The organism is Pseudomonas sp. PDM18, from assembly GCF_014852585.1.
GTDB lineage: Bacteria > Pseudomonadota > Gammaproteobacteria > Pseudomonadales > Pseudomonadaceae > Pseudomonas.
On the sequence record NZ_JACVBX010000001.1, the window covers coordinates 437,430 to 456,665 of the forward strand.

The following is a 19,236-nucleotide window of genomic DNA, read 5'->3' on the forward strand; positions in this document are numbered from 1 at the left end:
GAGGCGGCACGCGGAAGATTCAAAGAATCTGCGCGCGCCAGAGTCAGCTCAGCACGCGGGGCAGCGAGCCCTTGCGCAAACGCAGGAACATCAGCGCGGCGGTGCGCGCATCGCCGATGGCGGTATGACGGCCTTCGATGGGGATATCCAGATTGCGCGCCAGGGTGTCGAAGCGCAGGTCCAGGTGCAGGTCGGGAAAGCGCCGGCTCATCTTGCGGTGGTAAATCTCCGAGACCTCCACGCGAGGGTTGTCCAGCCGCGCATCGAACTGCTCGCGCAGGTGCCGGCGCAGCACCGCGACGTCGAAGGACAAGTAATAGCCCAACAATGGCCGCTCGCCGATGAATGCCTGCACCCGGCGCAACGCCTCCGCAAGCGACAACTGGCCTTCGAGGTCGGCCCGACGCAGCTTGTGGATGCGGATCGACTCGCCATCCAGCGACGGCGGCGGCTCCACCAGCAGTTCCAGGCGCTCGCCGAGGATCAGCTTGCCACGCCGGATCATCACCGCGCCGATGCTGAGGATGTCAGCCTTGCGCGGGTCGAGGCTGGTGGTCTCCAGGTCCAGCGAGACCAGCTCGTCCGCTTCCACCGGGTCGTGCCGCCACCAGTAGAGACGGCGGCGCCAGGCGGACCAGTGCGGATCGGGGGCAACGACGCAGGCGTTCATCGGGTCTCCAGGTGGAATTGGCGGGTCAGGCTCTGCTTGAATTTCTTCACCGTGTGCAGCCCGAAGCGCAGCAGGTCGCGCTCATGGCCGCTGAGACGGGAAACATCGAGCCCCTGTTCCCGTCCGTCGCGCTGGCCGTCCAATTGCTGGCGCAGGCGCAGCTGGAGGAACAGCTCGAAGGCTTCGGACAGGTTATCGACCAGCAATTCATCCAGCACGCCGAGCGCCTTCAGCGCGGCGAGGCGGCCGAGCGTGCCGCGCTCGTCCAGCCCTTCGCGCACGGCCAGCACGCGGGCGCCGTGAACGATGGGAAAGATGCCGCCGCGCTTCACGTCCAGTTGCGCGTCCCGGGTCTTCAGCTGGCCGAGGAAGGTCAGCGGCGTGTCAAATTGCAGGGCCGGCAGCGCCAGATCGCTCATCCAGCGGCCGCTGTCGCCGGCCAGTTCGTAGAGGCATTCGCGCAGGCTGTCGAACAGCCTTCGGTTGCCCGCCACCGGCCAGGCGTCGGAGAGGATCGACAGGCGCATCAGTTGTTCAGGACGTCCCTCCAGTGGCAGCTCGCGCAACTCTCGTTGCCACTCGGATAACGGCTTGCACCACTCCGGCCGGCTGGCCATCACACCGCCGGGACACGGCGGGTAACCGAACTCCAGCAACGCGGCGGAGAAGCGCTGCATCAGCAGCAGGCCCTGCTCCACCGGCAGGCCGTCGTCGAGTATCAGCGCGTTGTCCTGGTCGGTCTTGAGCAGTTGCTCCGCGCGTCCTTCGCTGCCCATCACCAGCAGGCAGCAGCGGCCGCGCAGCACCGGCGGCACCTGCAGTTCGAACAGGCGCTCGAGCAGTTGTTCATTGAGCGCGCTGACCAGCTGCATGATGAAGCGCAGGCGGATGCCATTGCCCGCCAGAGTCGCGATCAGCGTGTGCAGGGTCTCGGCGGCGGCGCGCAGCTCGGCCTCGCTTTCGGCGCGGGCGATGCGCAGCGCCAGCACGTGGGAATGGGTGGAGAACAGACTGAGCACCTGAGTCAGGTGCAGCAGGCCGACCACCCGGCCCTCTTCGCACACGGCCACGCGTTCGATGCGCTGGCGGGTCATGAGAATCATCGCGTCAAAGAGGAAATCGCCCAGCTCGACATGGCTCAGCGGACGGTGCGCCAGCGGGCCGATGGGTTGTGCCTCGCTGAAGCCGTCGCGGAAGTGCGCGGTCATCAGGTCGGTGCGGGTGACGATGCCCAGCGCCCCATCCTCGCGCACCAGCAGCGCGTCCGCACCACGGCTGAGTTGCAGGCGCGCCGCGTCGCCCAGCGGCAGGCCGGGCTCGACTTCGATGGCGGGCAACAGATGTTCGGGGGCGATGCGGGTGAGGATGAACTCGGCCAGGTTCTGCCCGTCGCGGCGCTCCAGCTGGCGCTTGCTGGCCAGGTCCGCGCGGAAGAAGCGGGCGAATTGCGGGTTGTCCGTGCACAGCTGGTGGAACACCGCCGCCGGCAGTTCGTAGACGATGCTTTCTTCCACCGCCTGGTAGCGGTGCTTGCTGCTGCCGGAGAACAGCCCGCGCACATCGAACAGATCTTCGGCGCCGTACTGGGCGAACAGCTTGCCGTCCTCGCCGCGCTCCTCGATCACGCCCTTCATCAGGATGAACAGGCAAGGCACCGGCGCACCGGCTTCGAGCAGCACTTCGTCGACCGTGTAGTAGCCCACGCTCAGCGCGTCGCGCAGCTGCTCGCGCTCCAGCGGGCGGAGCTGGTCGAAGGGCGGCGAGGCGAAATTGAAATCGTCGGACATCCGTAATCCATCCCTGTAAAAAAGCAGGGCCGGAGGTGTTTCCACCCCCGGCCCCGGCAGGTTAGCTCAGGCTATCAGTGGGCGGCTGCGCCACTGGCCCCCAGGCCGGTCTGCGAACGGATGAACTGCGGGAAGAAGCGCGCGCGCTCCTCGTCGGCAGCGGTCGACTTGTCGGTGATGGAGAAGAACCAGATACCGATGAAGGCCACGGCCATGGAGAACAGCGCCGGGTACTCGTACGGGTAGATGGCTTTCTCGTGGCCGAGGATCTGTACCCAGATAGTCGGGCCGAGGATCATCAGGGTCACCGCGGTGATCAGTCCGAGCCAGCCGCCGATCTTGGCGCCACGGGTGGTCAGCTTCTTCCAGTACATGGAGAGCAGCAGCACCGGGAAGTTGCAACTGGCGGCAATGGAGAAGGCCAGGCCGACCATGAAGGCGATGTTCTGCTTCTCGAACAGGATGCCGAGCACGATCGCGACGACGCCCAGGCACACGGTGGTGATCTTCGAGACGCGCAGCTCATCCTTCTCGTTGGCCTTGCCGCCCTTCAGCACGCTGGCGTACAGGTCATGGGACACGGCCGAGGCACCGGCCAGGGTGAGGCCGGCAACCACCGCCAGGATGGTGGCGAAGGCCACGGCGGAGATGAAGCCCAGGAACAGGCTGCCGCCCACGGCGTCGGCCAGGTGCACGGCCGCCATGTTGTTGCCGCCCAGGAGGGCGCCGGTGGCGTCCTTGAAGTCCGGGTTGGTGCTGACCAGCAGGATCGCGCCGAAGCCGATGATGAAGGTCAGGATGTAGAAGTAGCCGATGAAGCCAGTGGCGAAGAATACCGACTTGCGGGCTTCCTTGGCGTCACTGACGGTGAAGAAGCGCATCAGGATGTGCGGCAGGCCGGCGGTGCCGAACATCAGCGCGAAGCCCAGGGAGAACGCGGAGATCGGGTCTTTCACCAGGCCGCCGGGGCTCATGATGGCCTCGCCTTTGGGGTGAACCTTGATGGCTTCGGAGAACAGGGTGCTGATGTCGAAGTTGACGTGCTTGAGCACCATGATCGCCATGAAGGTGGCGCCCGAGAGCAGCAGCACGGCCTTGATGATCTGTACCCAGGTGGTGGCGAGCATGCCGCCGAACAGCACGTAGAGCACCATCAGGATGCCGACCAGCACGACCGCGACGTGGTAGTTCAGGCCGAACAGCAGCTCGATCAGCTTGCCGGCGCCGACCATCTGCGCGATCAGGTAGAAGGCCACCACCACCAGCGAACCGCAGGCGGACAGGGTGCGGATATCCTTCTGCTTGAGGCGGTAGGACGCCACGTCGGCGAAGGTGTACTTGCCCAGGTTGCGCAGGCGTTCGGCAATCAGGAAGAGGATGATCGGCCAGCCGACGAGGAAGCCGATGGAGTAGATCAGGCCGTCGTAGCCGGAGGTGAACACCAGCGCGGAAATGCCCAGGAAGGACGCGGCGGACATGTAGTCGCCGGCGATTGCCAAACCGTTCTGGAAGCCGGTGATGCTGCCGCCGGCGGTGTAGAAGTCAGCGGCGGATTTGCTGCGCTTGGAGGCCCAATAGGTGATGCACAGGGTCAGGCCGACGAAGGCGACGAACATGACGATGGCGGAGATATTCAGCGGCTGGCGCTGCACCTCGCCAGTGAGGGCGTCAGCCCAGAGTGCGGGGGCAAATACGGCCAAAGCGAGGGCCGCAGAAATTCGGCCTTTCATTGCTGGGCCTCCTTGAGGATTTCCTGGTTGAGGCGGTCGAATTCACCGTTCGCCCGGCGCACGTAGATGCCGGTCAGCACGAAGGCCGAGAGGATCAGCCCGACGCCCATGGGGATGCCCCAGGTGACGGACGAATCAGCACTGATCTTCGCGCCCAGCAACTGCGGCTGGAAGGCGATGAGCAGGATGAAGACCACGTACAGGCCCAACATGATCAGGGAGAGCAGCCAGGCGAATCGCTCGCGCTTGGCCACCAACTCTTTGAAGCGCGGATTGGTATCAATCCGCTGGTAGATGCTGTCGTTCATTTTGTTCTTGTCCTCACAGCGGGGATGACGCGGATGTCGTCGATCCCTAATTTATTTGAGCGCTGCAAGGGCTCCAGACGACTTTAGTCGTAGCGCTCAGTCAGACTTCGCGGAGAAGTCCGGAATAGACGCTGTGAAATAAAAAAATTCCCCGCGAACCGGGAGGTCCGCGAGGGATTATTCTGTGGCGCGTGTCAGTTCGATCTAGCTGCTTACAGCCATCCCTTCACGCGATCCGGGTGCGCCTCGACCCATTTCTTGGCGGCCACTTCCGGCTTCTCGCCGTTCTGTACGGCGAGCATGACTTCCCCGATTTCCTGGCCGTCCTTCCACTGGAATTTCTTCAGGAAGGCCCAGACTTCCGGTGCCTTCTTCTCCAGCGCCGGGTTGGCCACGCTGTCGACGTGTTCCTCTTCGCCGTAGACCTTTTTCGGGTCTTCGAGGAACTTCAGTTTCCACTTGGCAAACATCCAGTGCGGAATCCAGCCGGTGACGGCGATGGCCTTCTTGTCGTTCTCCGCGCGGGTCAGCTCGGCGATCATGCCGCTGCCGGAACTGGCCACCAGCTTGTAGTCCAGGCCGTAGTCCTTGATCGCCTGGTCGGTCTTGAGCATCACCCCGGCGCCGGCGTCGATGCCGACGATGCGGCCGTCGAAATCAGCCTTCTGCGCCTTGAGGTCTTCGATGCTGTTGGCTTTCACGTACTCGGGCACGATCAGGCCGATCTTCGCACCCGGGTAGTTCACGCCCAGGTTGACCACCTTGTCCTTCATCTTGTCGTAGTAGGCACCGTGGGTGACCGGCAGCCAGGCCGAGAGCATGGCGTCGAGCTTGCCGCGCGCCACACCCTGCCACATGATCCCGGCGGCGACGGGCATCAGCTTGACCTGGTAGCCGAGCTTCTCGCGCATGATCTCGGCGGCGACGTGCGTGGTTGCCACGCTATCCGACCAGCCGTCCACGTATCCGATGGTGATTTCCGGCTTGGCCGCCGCACCGGCCAGCCCGGCAGCCGCCGACAGCACCAGCCCTGCGCCCAGGCCCAACAGGCGTCGCATCATTTGCATGGTTTTCTCCCCGTGATTTTATCGGCGCGCCTGGGCGAACCCGGCGCATTTCGCGGTCTTGGCCGCCCCTTCATGATCGGCGCACCCTGATGGCGAACTGCTCTGAGAGCGACGCCAAACGGTCCGATCCGCGACAGAACCCGTCCATCCACGACCGCGCCAATCCAACCACGACGGACGTGACGGCCTATCGCCTTCATACAGAAGCTCGATTACCCGCGACGGCTGCCGCGCGATAGTCTTCCCGCAACGGAGAATCATTCTCGACTGGAGGAGCACCACCATGCTCAAGACCGTCACCTTCACCCTGATGCACTTCATGATCGCTTTCAGCGTCGCCTACGCTCTGACCGGCAGCATCACCGTGGGCGGCCTGGTCGCGGTGGTCGAGCCGCTGTGCAACGCGGTCGGGTTCCACTTCCACGAGAAGTTCTGGAAGCGCATCGAGGGAAACGCCGCAGGCAAATCGGTCCCGACGCACAACTGGGTTCACCGCCACGCCTGAGTGCCCCGCGTGGGCACTGACGGCGGCCGATGGCGTTGCTAAGATGCGCGCCTCGCCACGGTTCGCGTGCCCTCATGCCACAGTCCTCGCGCTTTCCAGTCCTTCCCTACTGCCTCGCCCTGCTGCTTGCCCTGATCGCCCTCTGCGGGCTCTGGTACGGACTGGGCAAACCGGTGGTCCTGCCCGACGCGGCCACACCCACGCACAAGCTGCAGTGCGCGTCCTACAGCCCGTTCGCCAAGGACCAGTCGCCCTTCGACCAACCTTTCGTGTTGCGCCCGGAGCAGATGGACGCCGACCTGGCCCTGCTGGCGACGCGCTTCGACTGCGTGCGCACCTATTCCATGACCGGCCTGGAAGGCATTCCGGCGTTGGCCCGCAAGCACGGGTTGAAGCTGATGCTCGGTGCCTGGGTCAACGGCAACCCGGCAGATACCGAGCGTGAAGTCGAAGCGCTGATCAAGGCCGCCAACCAGTATCCGGACGTGGTGCAGGCGGTAATCGTCGGCAACGAGACCCTGCTGCGCAAGGAGGTTACCGGGCGCTACCTCGCCGGACTTATCCACAAGGTAAAAGCCCAGGTGCGCCAGCCGGTGACCTACGCCGATGTCTGGGAGTTCTGGCACCAGCACCCGGAAATCGCCCCGGCGGTGGACTTCGTCACCATCCACCTGCTGCCCTACTGGGAAGACAACCCCAGTGGCATCGACGACGCCCTCGCCCACGTCGCGAAGATCCGCGAGGACTTCGGCCGCGAGTTCGCCCCCAAGGACATCCTCATCGGCGAGACCGGCTGGCCCAGCGAAGGCCGCCAGCGCGACACCGCCCTGCCCAGCCGGGTCAACGAGGCGCGCTTCATCCGCGGCTTCGTGCACATGGCCGAAGAGAAAGGCTGGCACTACAACCTGATCGAAGCCTTCGACCAGCCCTGGAAGCGCCAGAGCGAAGGCGCGGTGGGCGGTTACTGGGGCCTGTTCAGCGCCGACCGCGAAGAGAAAGGCGTGCTCGCCGGGCCGGTCAGCAACCTGCCGGGCTGGCCGCAATGGCTGGGGCTTTGCGCCGTGATCCTGCTCGGCGCCCTGCTGGTGGGTGGCCGCCCGGCCTCTGCCCGCAGTGCTTTCCTGCTACCGCTGGCCGGCGCGCTGGGTGCCGGCTGCATCGGCCTGTGGCTGGAGCTGTCGGTGATCACCAGCCGCTTCTGGGGCGAATGGCTCTGGGCGGCGGCGCTGACCGGCCTCAACCTGCTGGTGCTGCTGCACATCAGCCTGGCGCTGTCGACACGCGCGGGTTGGCGCTCGCAGGTATTCGACGCCCTGCAACGCCGCGCCGGCCTGTGGCTGGCGGCGGCCGGTTTCGCCGGCGCGGTGCTGATGCTCGGGATGGTCTTCGATGCGCGATACCGCAGCTTCCCCAGCGCGGCCTTGCTGTTCCCGGCGCTGGTCTACCTGTGCCGACCGGTCGAAGCGCCGCGCCGCGAAGCGCTGCTGCTGGCACTGATCATCGCCGTCGGGATTCCCGCACAGCTGGCACTGGAAGGCCTGCGCAATCTTCAGGCCCTGGGGTGGGCGGCGGTGAGCCTGCTGCTGCTGGGTGCGCTGTTGCGCGGGCTACACCCGGCACAGCCAAAGGCCTGACTCAGCGGGTCGGCGCGCGCACCAGGCGCAGCCCGGCCAGCACCACGGCGAAAACCGCGAGCCCGGCGTTGTAGAGCACCAGCGCGGGCAGCGTGACCAGCATGGCCAGCACAGCCAGCCACCAGCCAGCCCGACGCGGCACGAAGAAGGCCAGCAGCGAAAGCCCCAGCGCCAGCTTGCCGAACACGCCGAAGTGTATCGCCCAGCCCAGTTGCGAACGCGCGCCGCACTCCCAGCGCGTCGCTTCGTCGGCGCAGATGCCAACCCAGCGACTGTCCTCCATCAGCCCGAAACGCAAGCCATAACTGGCGGCCAGCCAGAGCGCCAGGGCGAGCAGCAGGAGGATCAGGGGCAAACGTCGGGGCATGGCGCCACTACTCCGGGAGGCAGGGAAATCGGCGCCCAGCATAACCAGCGCCGGGGCCGATGCAAGAGGGGCCTAACCCTGCCTAAACTTCCCTCACCCACGGAGCCCTCGATGAAGCGATCGACCCTGTTCCTGTTGGTCTGCGTGGCCACCAGCTTCTGGTGGCTGTGGCCGACCGAGCGCCCCCTGGCACCGCAACAGCAAAGCCAGGCCCTGTCCGGCGGCGGCTTCCGCGTCGAGCGCTATTCCATCTATCCATTGCAGGACTTCAGCATCGAAGCTCGCGTACTCAGCCGCGAGGATTACCGCCTGGGCCGCGAGGCCGAACTGTCGCCCACCGACCTCGCCTTGGGCTGGGGGCCGATGGATGATCCGCGCGTGCTCGCCGATATCCGCATCAGTCAGGGCAACCGCTGGTTCTACTGGCACGCCGACAAGCTGCCGATTCCCCGCCGCGAGCTGGAAACCCACGCCGCCAACATGCACATGATCCCCGCCAATGACGGCGTGGCGCGCACCCTGGCCCAGATCAGTGCCGGGGAGCATGTGCGCCTGTCCGGCAAGCTGGTGCGCGTGGAAGGCGACGACGGCTGGCGCTGGGTCAGCTCGCTGAGCCGCGAGGATACCGGCGCCGGCGCCTGCGAGCTGGTCTGGCTGGAGAGCCTGGAACGCTATTGAAGCGCCCTGTTGCCAGCAGCTCGGGGCATTGGGCATGCTCCTGAACATTCGCAGCACAAGGACTTTCCCATGCCCCGCGTCACCCTGCGCCCTGCCGCCCCCGACGACATCCCGCTGATCCTCGCGTTGATACGTGAACTGGCCGACTACGAAAAGCTGGTCCACGAAGTAAAGGCCGATGCCCAGCGCATGCACGATCACCTGTTCGGCCCGCGCCCCTATGCCGAGGTGCTGATCGGCGAAGTGGACGGCGAGCCCCAGGGCTTCGCGCTGTTCTTCCACAACTACTCCACCTGGCTGAGCCAGCCGGGCATCTACCTCGAAGACCTCTACGTGCGCCCCGCCGCGCGCGGCGCCGGACTGGGCAAGGCGCTGTTGACCGAACTGGCGCGGCTGACAGTGGAGCGCGACTGCGGACGCCTGGAATGGTCGGTACTGGACTGGAACGAACCGGCGCTCGGTTTCTACCGCAGCCTGGGTGCGCGCCCACAGGACGAATGGACCGTCTATCGTCTAACCGGCGACGCCCTGCATGACCTGGCGCGCAAGGGCTGAAACGCACATCGCACTTGTAGGAAATGTGCTGGTCTTAATGCGCGGTCACCTTAGAGTTGGCCTCCTCTTGAAAGGACTCCGAACCATGACATTTCTTCGCCGCGTGGCCGCCCTGATCGGCGGCCTCGCACTGGGACTTGCCGGGCCCGCTTTCGCCCGCGATGTGGATCAGGCCAGCTACGGCTATCCACTGCTCAACCCGTTCGAGGCGACCATCGCCACCACCCCGCCGGAGCTGCGCCCGCAGCTGCCGACGGATGACGACATCCGCCAGTCGGACTACGCCCTCAAGCTGCGCCCGGAGCGCGAGTACGAGCTGCCAAGCAACTTCTGGCCGGTGAAGAAGCTGCATTACCGGCTGGCCTGGCAGGACCACGAAGCGCCGCTGGTGTTCATCATCGCCGGCACTGGCGCCAACTACTCCAGCACCACGCCCGAGTACCTCAAGCGCCTGTTCTACAACGCCGGCTACCACGTGGTGCAATTGTCCTCGCCGACCAGCTGGGACTTCATGGTCGGCGCGTCCCGCGTCGCCACGCCAGGCTATACGCCCGACGACGCCGATGACCTGTACCGGGTGATGCAGGCCGTGCGTGCGCAGCATCCGGACCTGCCTGTCAGCGACTATTACCTGACCGGCTACAGCCTCGGCGCCCTGCACGCAGCCTTCGTCAGCAAGCTCGACGAAACCCGCCGCAGCTTCAACTTCAAGCGCGTGCTGCTGCTCAACCCGCCGGTGAACCTCTATACATCGGTGAGCAACCTCGACAAGCTGGTGCAGACCCACGTCAAGGGCATCAACGACACCAACACCTTCTACCAGGTGGTGCTGGCCAAGCTGACCCGCTACTTCGAGCAGAAGGGCTACGTCGACCTCAACGACGCCTTCCTCTTCGACCTGCAACAGTCCAAGCAGCACCTCTCCAACGAGGAGATGGCCATGCTGATCGGCGCGGTGTTCCGCTTCTCCTCCGCCGACATTGCCTTCACTTCGGACCTGATCAACCGCCGCGGCCTGATCACCCCGCCCAAGTACCCGATCACCGAAGGCACCAGTCTGACGCCCTTCTTCAAGCGCGCCATGCAGTGCGACTTCGAGTGCTACATGACTGACCAGTTGATGCCGCTGTGGCGCGCCAAGTATGACGGCGGCAGCCTGCCGCAGCTGGTCGACCAGGTCAGCCTTTACGGCGTCCAGGATTACCTGAAGGAGAGCCCGAAGATCGCCGTCATGCACAACGCCGACGACGTCATCCTCGGCCCCGGCGACATCGGCTTCCTGCGCCGCACCTTCGGCGACCGCCTGACGCTCTATCCTCGCGGCGGCCACTGCGGCAACCTCAACTACCGCGTGAACGCCCAGGACATGCTCGACTTCTTCAAGGGACACGATGCCACGGCCACCGGCATCGCCACCGCGCAGACAGGGAACTGACTCCATGCCACTTCGCCATTCCTGGACCCTCGCCCTGCTGCTGGCCTGCGGCCTCGCCCAGGCCGAGACACCGCAACCCATAAAGGCGCCGATCTCCACCGCCTTCGACATGGCACCGGACGAAGACGGCTTCAAGCACCCGCTGGACGCGCTGAAGTTCAACCCCGGCCTCGACCAGCGCGAGTTCGAGCGCGCCACCTTCGACGCCCTCAACGTCTACGACCCCTGGGAGTCATGGAACCGCCGGGTCTACCACTTCAACTACCGCTTCGACGAGTGGGTGTTCCTGCCCGTGGTGAATGGCTACGAGTACGTCACCCCGCGCTTCGTACGCACCGGCGTGAGCAACTTCTTCAGCAACCTGGGCGAGGTGCCGACCCTGCTCAACAGCGTCGCCCAGCTCAAGGCCGAGCGCGCAGCCAACAGCACCGCGCGACTGCTGTTCAACACCATCCTCGGCATCGGCGGCCTGTGGGACCCGGCCACGGCCATGGGCCTGCCCAAAGTCAGCGAGGACTTCGGCCAGACCCTGGGCTACTGGGGCGTGCCGGACGGCCCCTACCTCATGCTGCCGATCCTCGGCCCGTCCAACCTGCGCGACACCGGCGGCCTGGTTACCGACTTCATCGCCGCCCGCGAAGTGAATTACCTGGACTACTCCGACATCAGCCGCGAGTACTGGGAGCTGCCGGTGCTGGAGATCGTCAACAAGCGCTACAGCAACAGCTTCCGCTACGGACAGATGAACACGCCGTTCGAGTACGAGAAGCTGCGCTACTTCTACACCGAAGCACGGCGCCTGCAGATCCAGGAGTGAGCCGGAACCGCCGCCTTCGAGCGGCGGTTTTCTTTCCCATATAGCATCGAATATATCGATAGTTAGACCAAAAAACTCGCAACCATTTATCCATCAATTGGGACTAGGATGATCTCCATCCACAGATCAAGGAGGTCTTCATGACCCGCTTACGTACCGTGATCGACCAGCACATCGGCCACCCGGCCTCCGACGGCGCCGGCGTGCGCCTGACCCGAGTGATCGGCGGCCCCGGCATCGAACGTTTCGATCCGTTCCTGATGCTCGACCAGTTCGACACGCAGAATCCCGACGACTACATCGCCGGCTTCCCGGCCCACCCGCACCGTGGCTTCGAGACCGTCACCTACATGCTCGAAGGGCGCATGCGCCACGAAGACCACCTGGGCAATACCGGCCTGCTCAAGCCAGGCGGCGTGCAATGGATGACAGCCGCCCACGGCATCATCCACAGCGAGATGCCCGAACAGGTGGAAGGCGCCATGCGCGGCTTCCAGCTGTGGCTGAACCTGCCGGCGAAGGACAAGCTGTCCCCGGCCGGCTACCGCGACATCGAACCCGAGGACGTACCCCGCGTGACTACCGCGCAGGGCGTTGGCGTGACCGTGATCGCCGGGCGCTTCGACGATGGCCAAACCGTCACCGAGGGTGCCGTGCAACGACCGGGCACCGAGCCGCACTACTACGACCTGGTGCTGCCGGCGGGCACCTCCGTGGCTCCGCGCATTCCGGCGGGCCATCGGGTGATGCTGTACGTCTACGAAGGATCGCTCAAGGTGCCGGGCGAGCGCGGTGACGAGACCGTCGCTACCAATCGTCTGGTGCGCCTCGGCCAGGGCGACGAGATCCAGCTGTCCAGCGACAAGGGCGCCCGCGTCCTGCTGCTGGCCGGCAAGCCGCTCAATGAGCCGATCGTGCAGTACGGCCCGTTCGTGATGAACAGCCGCGAGGAAATCGAGCAGGCCCTACGCGATTACCGCGATGGTGTCTTCGCCGTCTGACGGCCCGCCCGCTCCTCGCTTTTCATGTAGGAGCGAGCTTGCTCGCGAACAGGCCCCGTGCCACGCGGTTCGCGAGCAAGGGCTAGGCGCCCCCCTCGGTCCTACGAAGAGCCGCTCAGATTACAGCGACCAGTCTTCCATCCCCAGAAAGCGCGCGATCTCCGCGCGCTTTTCCATGGCGTCGCGATACCCCAACTCGATCAACGCATTGCAGTAGCCCGGCTCGAACAGCAGGTAGCTGAGCACGCCCGCCCCGCTCGCCTTGGTCGCCCCCGGCCCGCGCAGAAACAGGCGCAGCGGCTTGGGCAGTTCGTGGCGGTACTGTGCGGCGATCTCGTCCAGCGGCCGGCTCGGCGAAATCAGCAGCACATCCACCGGCGCCAGCCCCAGCGTCGCCCGACGCGCCTCTTCGGGTACCAGTGAGCTGAGGAAGTTGATGCGGTGCAGCAGCTCGATATCGCCCTCAAGGCTGTCGATGAAGGTGCTGTTCAACAGGTGGATGCCTACCTGCGCCAGGCTCGGCGGCTGGCCTGTCCGGTAGTTCGCCACCTGCTCGTTGGCGCTGCCCACCGTGGGGTTGCCGCTTACACCGATCACCAGCACCCGGTTGGCGCCCAGGTGCAGCGCCGGGCTGATCGGCGCCTGCTGACGCACAGCGCCGTCGCCGAAGAACTCACGGAGAATCTTCACCGGGCGGAACAGCAGCGGTATCGCCGAACTGGCCAGCAGGTGCTCGATCTGCAGCCGCGTCGGCACGCCGATGCGGCGGTGGCGCAACCAGGGATCGATGGTCGCGCGCCCTTGATAGAAGGTCACCGCCTGGCCGGATTCATAGCCGAACGCGGTGACCGCCACCGCACGCAGGTTGCGCCGGCGCACGGCGGCGGCAATGCCGGAGAGGTCCAGCTCGCGTTCGAGGAGATAGCGCAGCGGCGTGCTGTCCAACAACGCCACCGGCTCGCGCTTGCCCAGACCCAGCAGGCTGTGGCCGAGGAACTTGAAAGCCTGGCTGAACACACCGGGCCAGTCGGCGCGGTATACCTGCCCGGTGCGAAAGCCCTTCCAGACCTTGGTCAGGCGCTCTACCGCGCCGGTGAAGGACATCGCCCCGCACGCCAGCCCGACAGCATTGATGGCACCGGCGGAGGTACCGACGATGACCGGAAAGGGATTCTCCGCGCCCTCGGGCAGCAGTTCGGCGATAGCCGCCAGCACGCCGACCTGATAGGCCGCCCGCGCGCCGCCGCCGGATAGGATCAGGCCGGTGACGGCCGATGATCCTGGGTGAATAGCGGGGGGAATGGCGGAGTCGGTCACGGCAGAAGTCCTTGTCTCGTCGATTCCAGCGTAGCCCGCCCGCCACTACTTCTTCTTGTCGTAAAGCTTTGGCTCGCCTTCGGGACGGCTCTTGAAGCGGCGGTGCGCCCAGAGGTACTGCTCGGGCTGGCGGCGAATCTCGCTCTCCACCCACTGGTTGATACGAATGCAGTCGGCCTCTTCGCTCTCGCCGGGAAAGTCTTCCAGCGGCGGGTGGATCGTCAGGCGGTAGCCAGAGCCATCGGCCAGACGCGACTGGGTAAAAGGCAGCACCAGCGCGCGGCCCAGGCGGGCGAACTTGGTAGTGGCGGTAACGGTGGCCGCCTGGATGCCGAACAGCGGCACGAACAGGCTCTGCTTGGCGCCGTAGTCCTGGTCCGGCGCGTACCAGATGGCACGACCGGCGCGCAGCACCTTGAGCATCGCGCGGACATCCTCGCGCTCGATGGCGGTGGCGTCGGCATTATGCCTCTCGCGGCCGGTACGCTGGACGAAATCGAACACCGGGTTGTCGTGCTCGCGGTACATGCCATCGATGGTCTGCACCTGGCCCAGCAGCGCGGCACCGATCTCCAGCGTGGTGAAGTGCATGGCCATGAGGATCACGCCCTTTCCTTCGGCCTCGGCCTTCTTCAGGTGCTCGATGCCTTCGATATGGGCCAGTTTCGCCAGACGGGCCTGCGGCCACCACCAGCTCATGGCCATTTCGAAGAAGGCGATGCCGGTCGAAGCGAAGTTTTCCTTGAGCAGGCGCTTGCGCTCGGCGGCGGAGAGCTCCGGGAAGCACAGCTCCAGGTTGCGCGCGGCAATCGCCCGGCGGCTGCCCACCACGCGGTACATCAGCGCCCCCAGTGCACGCCCCAGGCTCAGCAGTGCCGGGTACGGCAGTTGCACCACCAGCCACAGCACGCCAAGGCCGAGCCAGAGCGGCCAGTGGCGGGGATGGAGGAATTCTTGGCGAAAGGTGGGGCGGTCCATGGAACTTTCCGGTCACGATCAAAGCCCGACATTCTACCTTGCGCGGGCGCGCCGTGCCTGCCTTGCGCCCTGGCTATGCGCCACGCTTGCGGCTGCCGGGGCGGTCCGCTATAAGTCCAACCATTTTGATGACGCAGTCCGACCATGAGCCAAGCTGACCTTCTCGACCACGATCCCGTATTCCAGCTCAAGGGCAGCATGCTGGCCGTCACCGTTCTGGAACTGGCCCACAATGACCTGCCGCGCCTGGACCGCCAGCTCGCCGACAAGGTCGCCCAGGCGCCCAACTTCTTCCGCGATACCCCGCTGGTGCTCGCGCTGGACAAGCTGCCCGACGGCGAAGGCCAGCTCGACCTGCAAGGCGTGCTGGACATTTGCCGCCGCCACGGCCTGCGTACCCTGGCCATTCGCGCCAGCCGCGAGGAAGACATCCGCCTGGCCACCATGTTCGACATCCCCGTGCTGCCGCCGTCGGGTTCATCCCGCGAGCGCGCGGTCGAGCCCAAGGACACCGTCCCGCAAGTGACTGGCGCCGCGCCAGTACGGCGCCCGCGTGGCGAGAAGCTCTCCGAGAAAGTCGTCGAGCAGGCAGCCGGCGCTGGAGTGCAGGCCGAGAAAACCGTGGAGAAGCCGGCTGAGCAACCCGCCGAAGCTAAACCCGAGAAGCCGATCGAAGCTGCCGCCGAGGCAACAGTCGAAGCGCAGGAAGCCGCTGCGCAAGCTGCTGTGGAAAAGCCTGCCGAACCGCCGGCGCCGGTCGTCCGTCCGACCAAGCTGGTGACCACCCCGGTACGTGGCGGCGTGCAGATCTACGCCGCCGGCGGCGACCTGATCGTGCTCGCTCCCGTCAGCCCCGGTGCGGAACTTCTCGCCGACGGCAATATCCATGTGTACGGTCCGATGCGCGGTCGTGCCCTGGCCGGTGTCAAGGGCGACACCAGCGCGCGGATTTTCTGCCAGCAACTGGCCGCGGAACTCGTGTCCATCGCTGGTAATTACAAGGTCGCCGAAGACCTTCGACGCAGTCCGCAATGGGGGCAGGCGGTGCACGTCAGCCTGTCGGGTGACGTGTTGAACATCACCCGCCTTTAACGGATACTGCCGCGACTTTCAGGGACCAGAATTCTTCGTTTTTTCTTTGGGGTGAATCACCTTGGCCAAGATCCTCGTAGTCACTTCCGGTAAGGGTGGCGTCGGTAAAACCACCACCAGCGCAGCCATCGGCACCGGCCTGGCCCTGCGCGGCCACAAGACCGTCATCGTCGACTTCGACGTAGGCCTGCGTAACCTCGACCTGATCATGGGCTGTGAACGCCGCGTGGTTTACGACTTCGTCAACGTCATCAACGGCGAAGCGACCCTCACCCAGGCCCTGATCAAGGACAAGCGCCTCGAGAACCTGTTCGTGCTGGCCGCCAGCCAGACCCGCGACAAGGACGCACTCACCCAGGAAGGCGTCGGCAAGGTTATCGAAGAACTCAAGCAGTCCTTCGACTACGTGATCTGCGACTCTCCGGCCGGCATCGAGAAAGGTGCCCACCTGGCCATGTACTACGCCGATGAGGCGATCGTCGTGACCAACCCGGAAGTTTCCTCGGTCCGCGACTCCGACCGCATGCTCGGCCTGCTGGCCAGCAAATCCGCCCGCGCCGAGAAAGGCGAGGACGCGATCAAGGAACACCTGCTGCTGACCCGCTACAACCCCGAGCGCGTCACCAAGGGCGAAATGCTCGGCGTCGAAGACGTCGAGGAAATCCTGGCCATCCGTCTGCTCGGCGTGATCCCGGAATCCCAGGCGGTGCTCAAGGCATCCAACCAGGGCGTACCGGTCATCCTCGACGAAGAAAGCGATGCCGGCCAGGCGTACAGTGACGCCGTCGAGCGACTGCTGGGCAAAGAAATGCCCCACCGCTTCCTCGACGTGCAGAAGAAAGGATTCCTGCAACGACTGTTCGGAGGACGTGAATGAGCCTTTTAGATTTCTTCCGCAGCCGGAAGTCGCAAAACAGCGCATCCATCGCGAAAGAAAGACTCCAGATCATCGTCGCCCATGAGCGCGGCAACCGTTCCCAACCGGACTACCTCCCGCAGTTGCAGAAAGACCTGCTGGAAGTGATCCGCAAATACGTACCCATCGACCAGGAACAAGTCCAGGTCGAGCTGGCCAACCAGGGCAGTTGTTCGATCCTGGAACTCAACATCACCCTGCCGGAGCGTTGATCCGGCCCGGGTGAACCTGCGGCGGCCTCGGCCGCCGCAGTCGTTTCTGTCTTACTTACTTCGCGTACGAGTTTCCATGCCGCTTTCCCAGATCGAATTCGTCCATGAGGACGCCGCCCTCCTGGTGGTGAACAAGCCCACCCTGCTGCTCTCCGTGCCCGGCCGCGCGGACGACAACAAGGACTGCCTGATCACCCGCCTGCAGGAGAACGGCTACCCGGAAGCGCGCATCGTCCATCGCCTGGACTGGGAAACCTCCGGCCTGATCGTGCTGGCCCGCGACGCCGACAGCCACCGCGAGCTGTCCCGCCAATTCCACGACCGCGAGACCGAGAAGGCCTACACCGCACTGTGCTGGGGCGAGCCTGCGCTGGACAGCGGCCGCATCGAAGCGCCGCTGCGCTACGACCCGCCGACCAAGCCGCGCCACGTCGTGGACTTCGAGCAGGGCCGGCATGCGCTGACCTTCTGGCGCGTCATGGAGCGCCACGGCAACTGGAGCCGCGTCGAGCTCACGCCGATCACTGGCCGCTCGCACCAACTGCGCGTGCACATGCTGACCATCGGCCACCCGCTGCTGGGTGATCGCCTGTATGCCGAAGGCGAAGCCCTGGAACTGCGCGACCGCCTGTGCCTGCACGCCAGCATGCTGGCGCTGACCCATCCGCAGACCGGCGAGCGCCTGCGCTTCGAGTCGCCTGCGCCGTTCTGACCGCTCTCTGATCGGCGTGCAACCGTAAACGGTTGTACACCCGACACCCCGTCCCAGGCCGCAGATTCGTGCATTTACGTTAAACTTCCGGCCATTCGCTGTCCGGAGTTACCCATGCGTACAGAACTCAACCAGGGCCTGATCGATTTCCTCGCGGCCTCCCCCACTCCTTTCCACGCCACCCAGGCCCTCGCCCTTCGTCTTGAAGAGGCCGGCTACCAGCGCCTGGACGAGCGCGACGCCTGGCGCACCGAAGCCGGTGGCCGCTACTACGTCACCCGCAACGACTCCTCGCTGATCGCCTTCAAGCTGGGTACTTCTCCCTTGCTGGAGAACGGCCTGCGTCTGGTCGGCGCGCACACCGACAGCCCCTGCCTGCGCGTCAAGCCGAACCCCGAGCTGGTACGCAACGGCTACTGGCAGCTGGGCGTCGAAGTCTATGGCGGCGCGCTGTTCGCCCCCTGGTTCGACCGCGACCTGTCCCTGGCCGGCCGCGTCACCTTCCGCCTGGCCGGCAAGGTCGAGAGCAAGCTGATCGATTTCAGGGCGCCCATCGCGGTGATCCCGAACCTGGCGATCCACCTCAACCGCGAAGCGAACATGGGCTGGTCGATCAACGCGCAGACCGAGCTACCGCCGATCCTTGCCCAGGTCGCCGCCGGCGAGACCCGCGACTTCCGCGACCTGCTCGGCGAACAGCTGCAACTGGAGCACGGCATCACCGCCGACGCCATCCTCGACTACGAGCTGAGCTTCTACGACACCCAGCGCGCCGCCGTGATCGGCCTCGATCAGGCCTTCATCGCCGGTGCCCGCCTGGACAACCTGCTGTCCTGCTTCGCCGGCCTGCAGGCCCTGCTGAGCAGCAGCGACGAGCAGAGCGGCGTGCTGGTCTGCACCGACCACGAGGAAGTGGGTTCCTGCTCTGCCTGCGGCGCCGACGGCCCGTTTCTGGAGCAGGTGCTGCGCCGCTTGCTGCCCGAGGGCGATGCGTTCACCCGCACCGTGCAGCGCTCGCTGCTGGTTTCCGCCGACAACGCCCACGGCGTGCACCCGAACTACGCCGACAAGCACGACGGCAACCACGGCCCGAAGCTCAACGGCGGCCCGGTGATCAAGATCAACAGCAACCAGCGCTACGCCACCAACAGCGAGACCGCCGGCTTCTTCCGCCACCTGTGCCTGGAAAACGAAGTGCCAGTGCAGAGCTTCGTGACCCGCAGCGACATGGGCTGCGGGTCCACCATCGGCCCGATCACCGCCAGCCAGATCGGCGTGCGCACCGTCGACATCGGCCTGCCGACCTTTGCCATGCACTCCATCCGCGAGCTGGCCGGCAGCCAGGACCTGCACTACCTGGCCAAGGTACTCAGCGCCTTCTACGACAGCGCCGACCTGCCCTGACCCAACGCCCGGCACAAGCCGGGCGTTTTTCTCCCAGCACTCCGCTTCTGC

Annotated in this window: 20 protein-coding genes; 12 read left to right on the forward strand and 8 right to left on the reverse strand. The window is 65.4% G+C overall.

From position 1 onward, the window contains the following. Positions 1–43: 43 nt before the first annotated feature. From IB274_RS01965 to IB274_RS01985, 5 genes are all read right to left on the reverse strand, one after another. On the reverse strand, positions 44–670 hold the full coding sequence (locus IB274_RS01965; RefSeq protein WP_192430428.1) for a 3'-5' exonuclease: 627 nt from the start codon (positions 668–670) through the stop codon (positions 44–46). Further along, positions 667–2,457: a DUF294 nucleotidyltransferase-like domain-containing protein gene (locus IB274_RS01970; RefSeq protein ID WP_192430429.1), complete on the reverse strand. Its 1,791-nt coding sequence runs from the start codon at positions 2,455–2,457 to the stop codon at positions 667–669. The genes IB274_RS01965 and IB274_RS01970 overlap by 4 nt, the downstream gene beginning before the upstream one ends. Positions 2,458–2,531: 74 nt before the next feature. Beyond that, the gene (locus IB274_RS01975) at positions 2,532–4,187 is read right to left on the reverse strand and encodes a cation acetate symporter (protein WP_192430430.1); all 1,656 of its coding nucleotides are present in this window, start codon (positions 4,185–4,187) and stop codon (positions 2,532–2,534) included. After that, a complete protein-coding gene (locus IB274_RS01980) occupies positions 4,184–4,495 on the reverse strand; it encodes a DUF485 domain-containing protein (protein WP_024763446.1) in 312 nt (103 codons plus the stop codon). The genes IB274_RS01975 and IB274_RS01980 overlap by 4 nt, the downstream gene beginning before the upstream one ends. Positions 4,496–4,707: 212 nt before the next feature. Then, a complete protein-coding gene (locus IB274_RS01985; RefSeq protein WP_192430431.1) occupies positions 4,708–5,562 on the reverse strand; it encodes a glycine betaine ABC transporter substrate-binding protein in 855 nt (284 codons plus the stop codon). 283 nt (positions 5,563–5,845) lie between these two features. Here IB274_RS01985 and IB274_RS01990 point away from each other — a divergent pair, with 283 nt between their 5' ends. Both IB274_RS01990 and IB274_RS01995 read left to right on the forward strand, forming a co-directional pair. Next, positions 5,846–6,067, forward strand: a complete 222-nt coding sequence (locus IB274_RS01990) for a DUF2061 domain-containing protein (RefSeq protein WP_192430432.1) — start codon at positions 5,846–5,848, stop codon at positions 6,065–6,067. 74 nt (positions 6,068–6,141) lie between these two features. Beyond that, complete coding sequence (locus tag IB274_RS01995; RefSeq protein ID WP_192430433.1) at positions 6,142–7,701, forward strand: beta (1-6) glucans synthase; 1,560 nt, start codon at positions 6,142–6,144, stop codon at positions 7,699–7,701. 1 nt (position 7,702) lies between these two features. On the opposite strand, the gene IB274_RS02000 is transcribed toward IB274_RS01995, so the two are convergent. Then, positions 7,703–8,068, reverse strand: a complete 366-nt coding sequence (locus tag IB274_RS02000) for a hypothetical protein (RefSeq protein ID WP_192430434.1) — start codon at positions 8,066–8,068, stop codon at positions 7,703–7,705. A 111-nt stretch (positions 8,069–8,179) separates the two neighbouring features. Between IB274_RS02000 and IB274_RS02005 the strand changes: the two genes are divergently transcribed. From IB274_RS02005 to IB274_RS02025, 5 genes are all read left to right on the forward strand, one after another. Next, complete coding sequence (locus IB274_RS02005) at positions 8,180–8,746, forward strand: hypothetical protein (RefSeq protein ID WP_192430435.1); 567 nt, start codon at positions 8,180–8,182, stop codon at positions 8,744–8,746. 69 nt (positions 8,747–8,815) lie between these two features. Next, complete coding sequence (locus IB274_RS02010) at positions 8,816–9,301, forward strand: GNAT family N-acetyltransferase (protein WP_192430436.1); 486 nt, start codon at positions 8,816–8,818, stop codon at positions 9,299–9,301. Between the two features lie 85 nt (positions 9,302–9,386). Next, entirely contained in the window at positions 9,387–10,736 is a 1,350-nt protein-coding gene (locus IB274_RS02015; protein ID WP_192430437.1) for a serine/threonine protein kinase, read from the forward strand. Between the two features lie 4 nt (positions 10,737–10,740). Beyond that, positions 10,741–11,553, forward strand: a complete 813-nt coding sequence (locus tag IB274_RS02020; RefSeq protein ID WP_192430438.1) for a VacJ family lipoprotein — start codon at positions 10,741–10,743, stop codon at positions 11,551–11,553. A 140-nt stretch (positions 11,554–11,693) separates the two neighbouring features. Then, on the forward strand, positions 11,694–12,554 hold the full coding sequence (locus IB274_RS02025) for a pirin family protein (RefSeq protein ID WP_192430439.1): 861 nt from the start codon (positions 11,694–11,696) through the stop codon (positions 12,552–12,554). Between the two features lie 120 nt (positions 12,555–12,674). Here the strand turns inward: IB274_RS02025 and IB274_RS02030 are convergent, their stop codons facing one another. After that, complete coding sequence (locus IB274_RS02030; RefSeq protein WP_318652841.1) at positions 12,675–13,871, reverse strand: patatin-like phospholipase family protein; 1,197 nt, start codon at positions 13,869–13,871, stop codon at positions 12,675–12,677. 45 nt (positions 13,872–13,916) lie between these two features. Further along, positions 13,917–14,849, reverse strand: coding sequence for a lipid A biosynthesis lauroyl acyltransferase (locus IB274_RS02035; protein ID WP_192430440.1), 933 nt, complete (start codon positions 14,847–14,849; stop codon positions 13,917–13,919). A gap of 144 nt (positions 14,850–14,993) precedes the next feature. On the opposite strand from IB274_RS02035, the gene minC reads away from it, so the two are divergent. The 5 genes from minC to IB274_RS02060 all read left to right on the forward strand — a co-directional run bounded on the left by minC (position 14,994) and on the right by IB274_RS02060 (position 19,185). Further along, positions 14,994–15,941: a septum site-determining protein MinC gene (gene minC / locus IB274_RS02040; protein ID WP_192430441.1), complete on the forward strand. Its 948-nt coding sequence runs from the start codon at positions 14,994–14,996 to the stop codon at positions 15,939–15,941. Positions 15,942–16,002: 61 nt separating this feature from the next. Then, on the forward strand, positions 16,003–16,818 hold the full coding sequence (gene minD, locus IB274_RS02045; RefSeq protein WP_017522034.1) for a septum site-determining protein MinD: 816 nt from the start codon (positions 16,003–16,005) through the stop codon (positions 16,816–16,818). Further along, a complete protein-coding gene (minE, locus tag IB274_RS02050) occupies positions 16,815–17,069 on the forward strand; it encodes a cell division topological specificity factor MinE (protein ID WP_015478210.1) in 255 nt (84 codons plus the stop codon). The genes minD and minE overlap by 4 nt, the downstream gene beginning before the upstream one ends. A 76-nt stretch (positions 17,070–17,145) precedes the next feature. Then, positions 17,146–17,781 (forward strand): RluA family pseudouridine synthase, encoded by a 636-nt coding sequence (locus IB274_RS02055; RefSeq protein WP_192430442.1) that lies wholly within the window; start codon positions 17,146–17,148, stop codon positions 17,779–17,781. A 114-nt stretch (positions 17,782–17,895) separates the two neighbouring features. After that, positions 17,896–19,185 carry a M18 family aminopeptidase gene (locus tag IB274_RS02060; RefSeq protein ID WP_192430443.1) on the forward strand — a complete coding sequence of 430 codons (1,290 nt, stop codon included), beginning with the start codon at positions 17,896–17,898 and terminating at the stop codon, positions 19,183–19,185. Positions 19,186–19,236 lie beyond the last annotated feature (51 nt).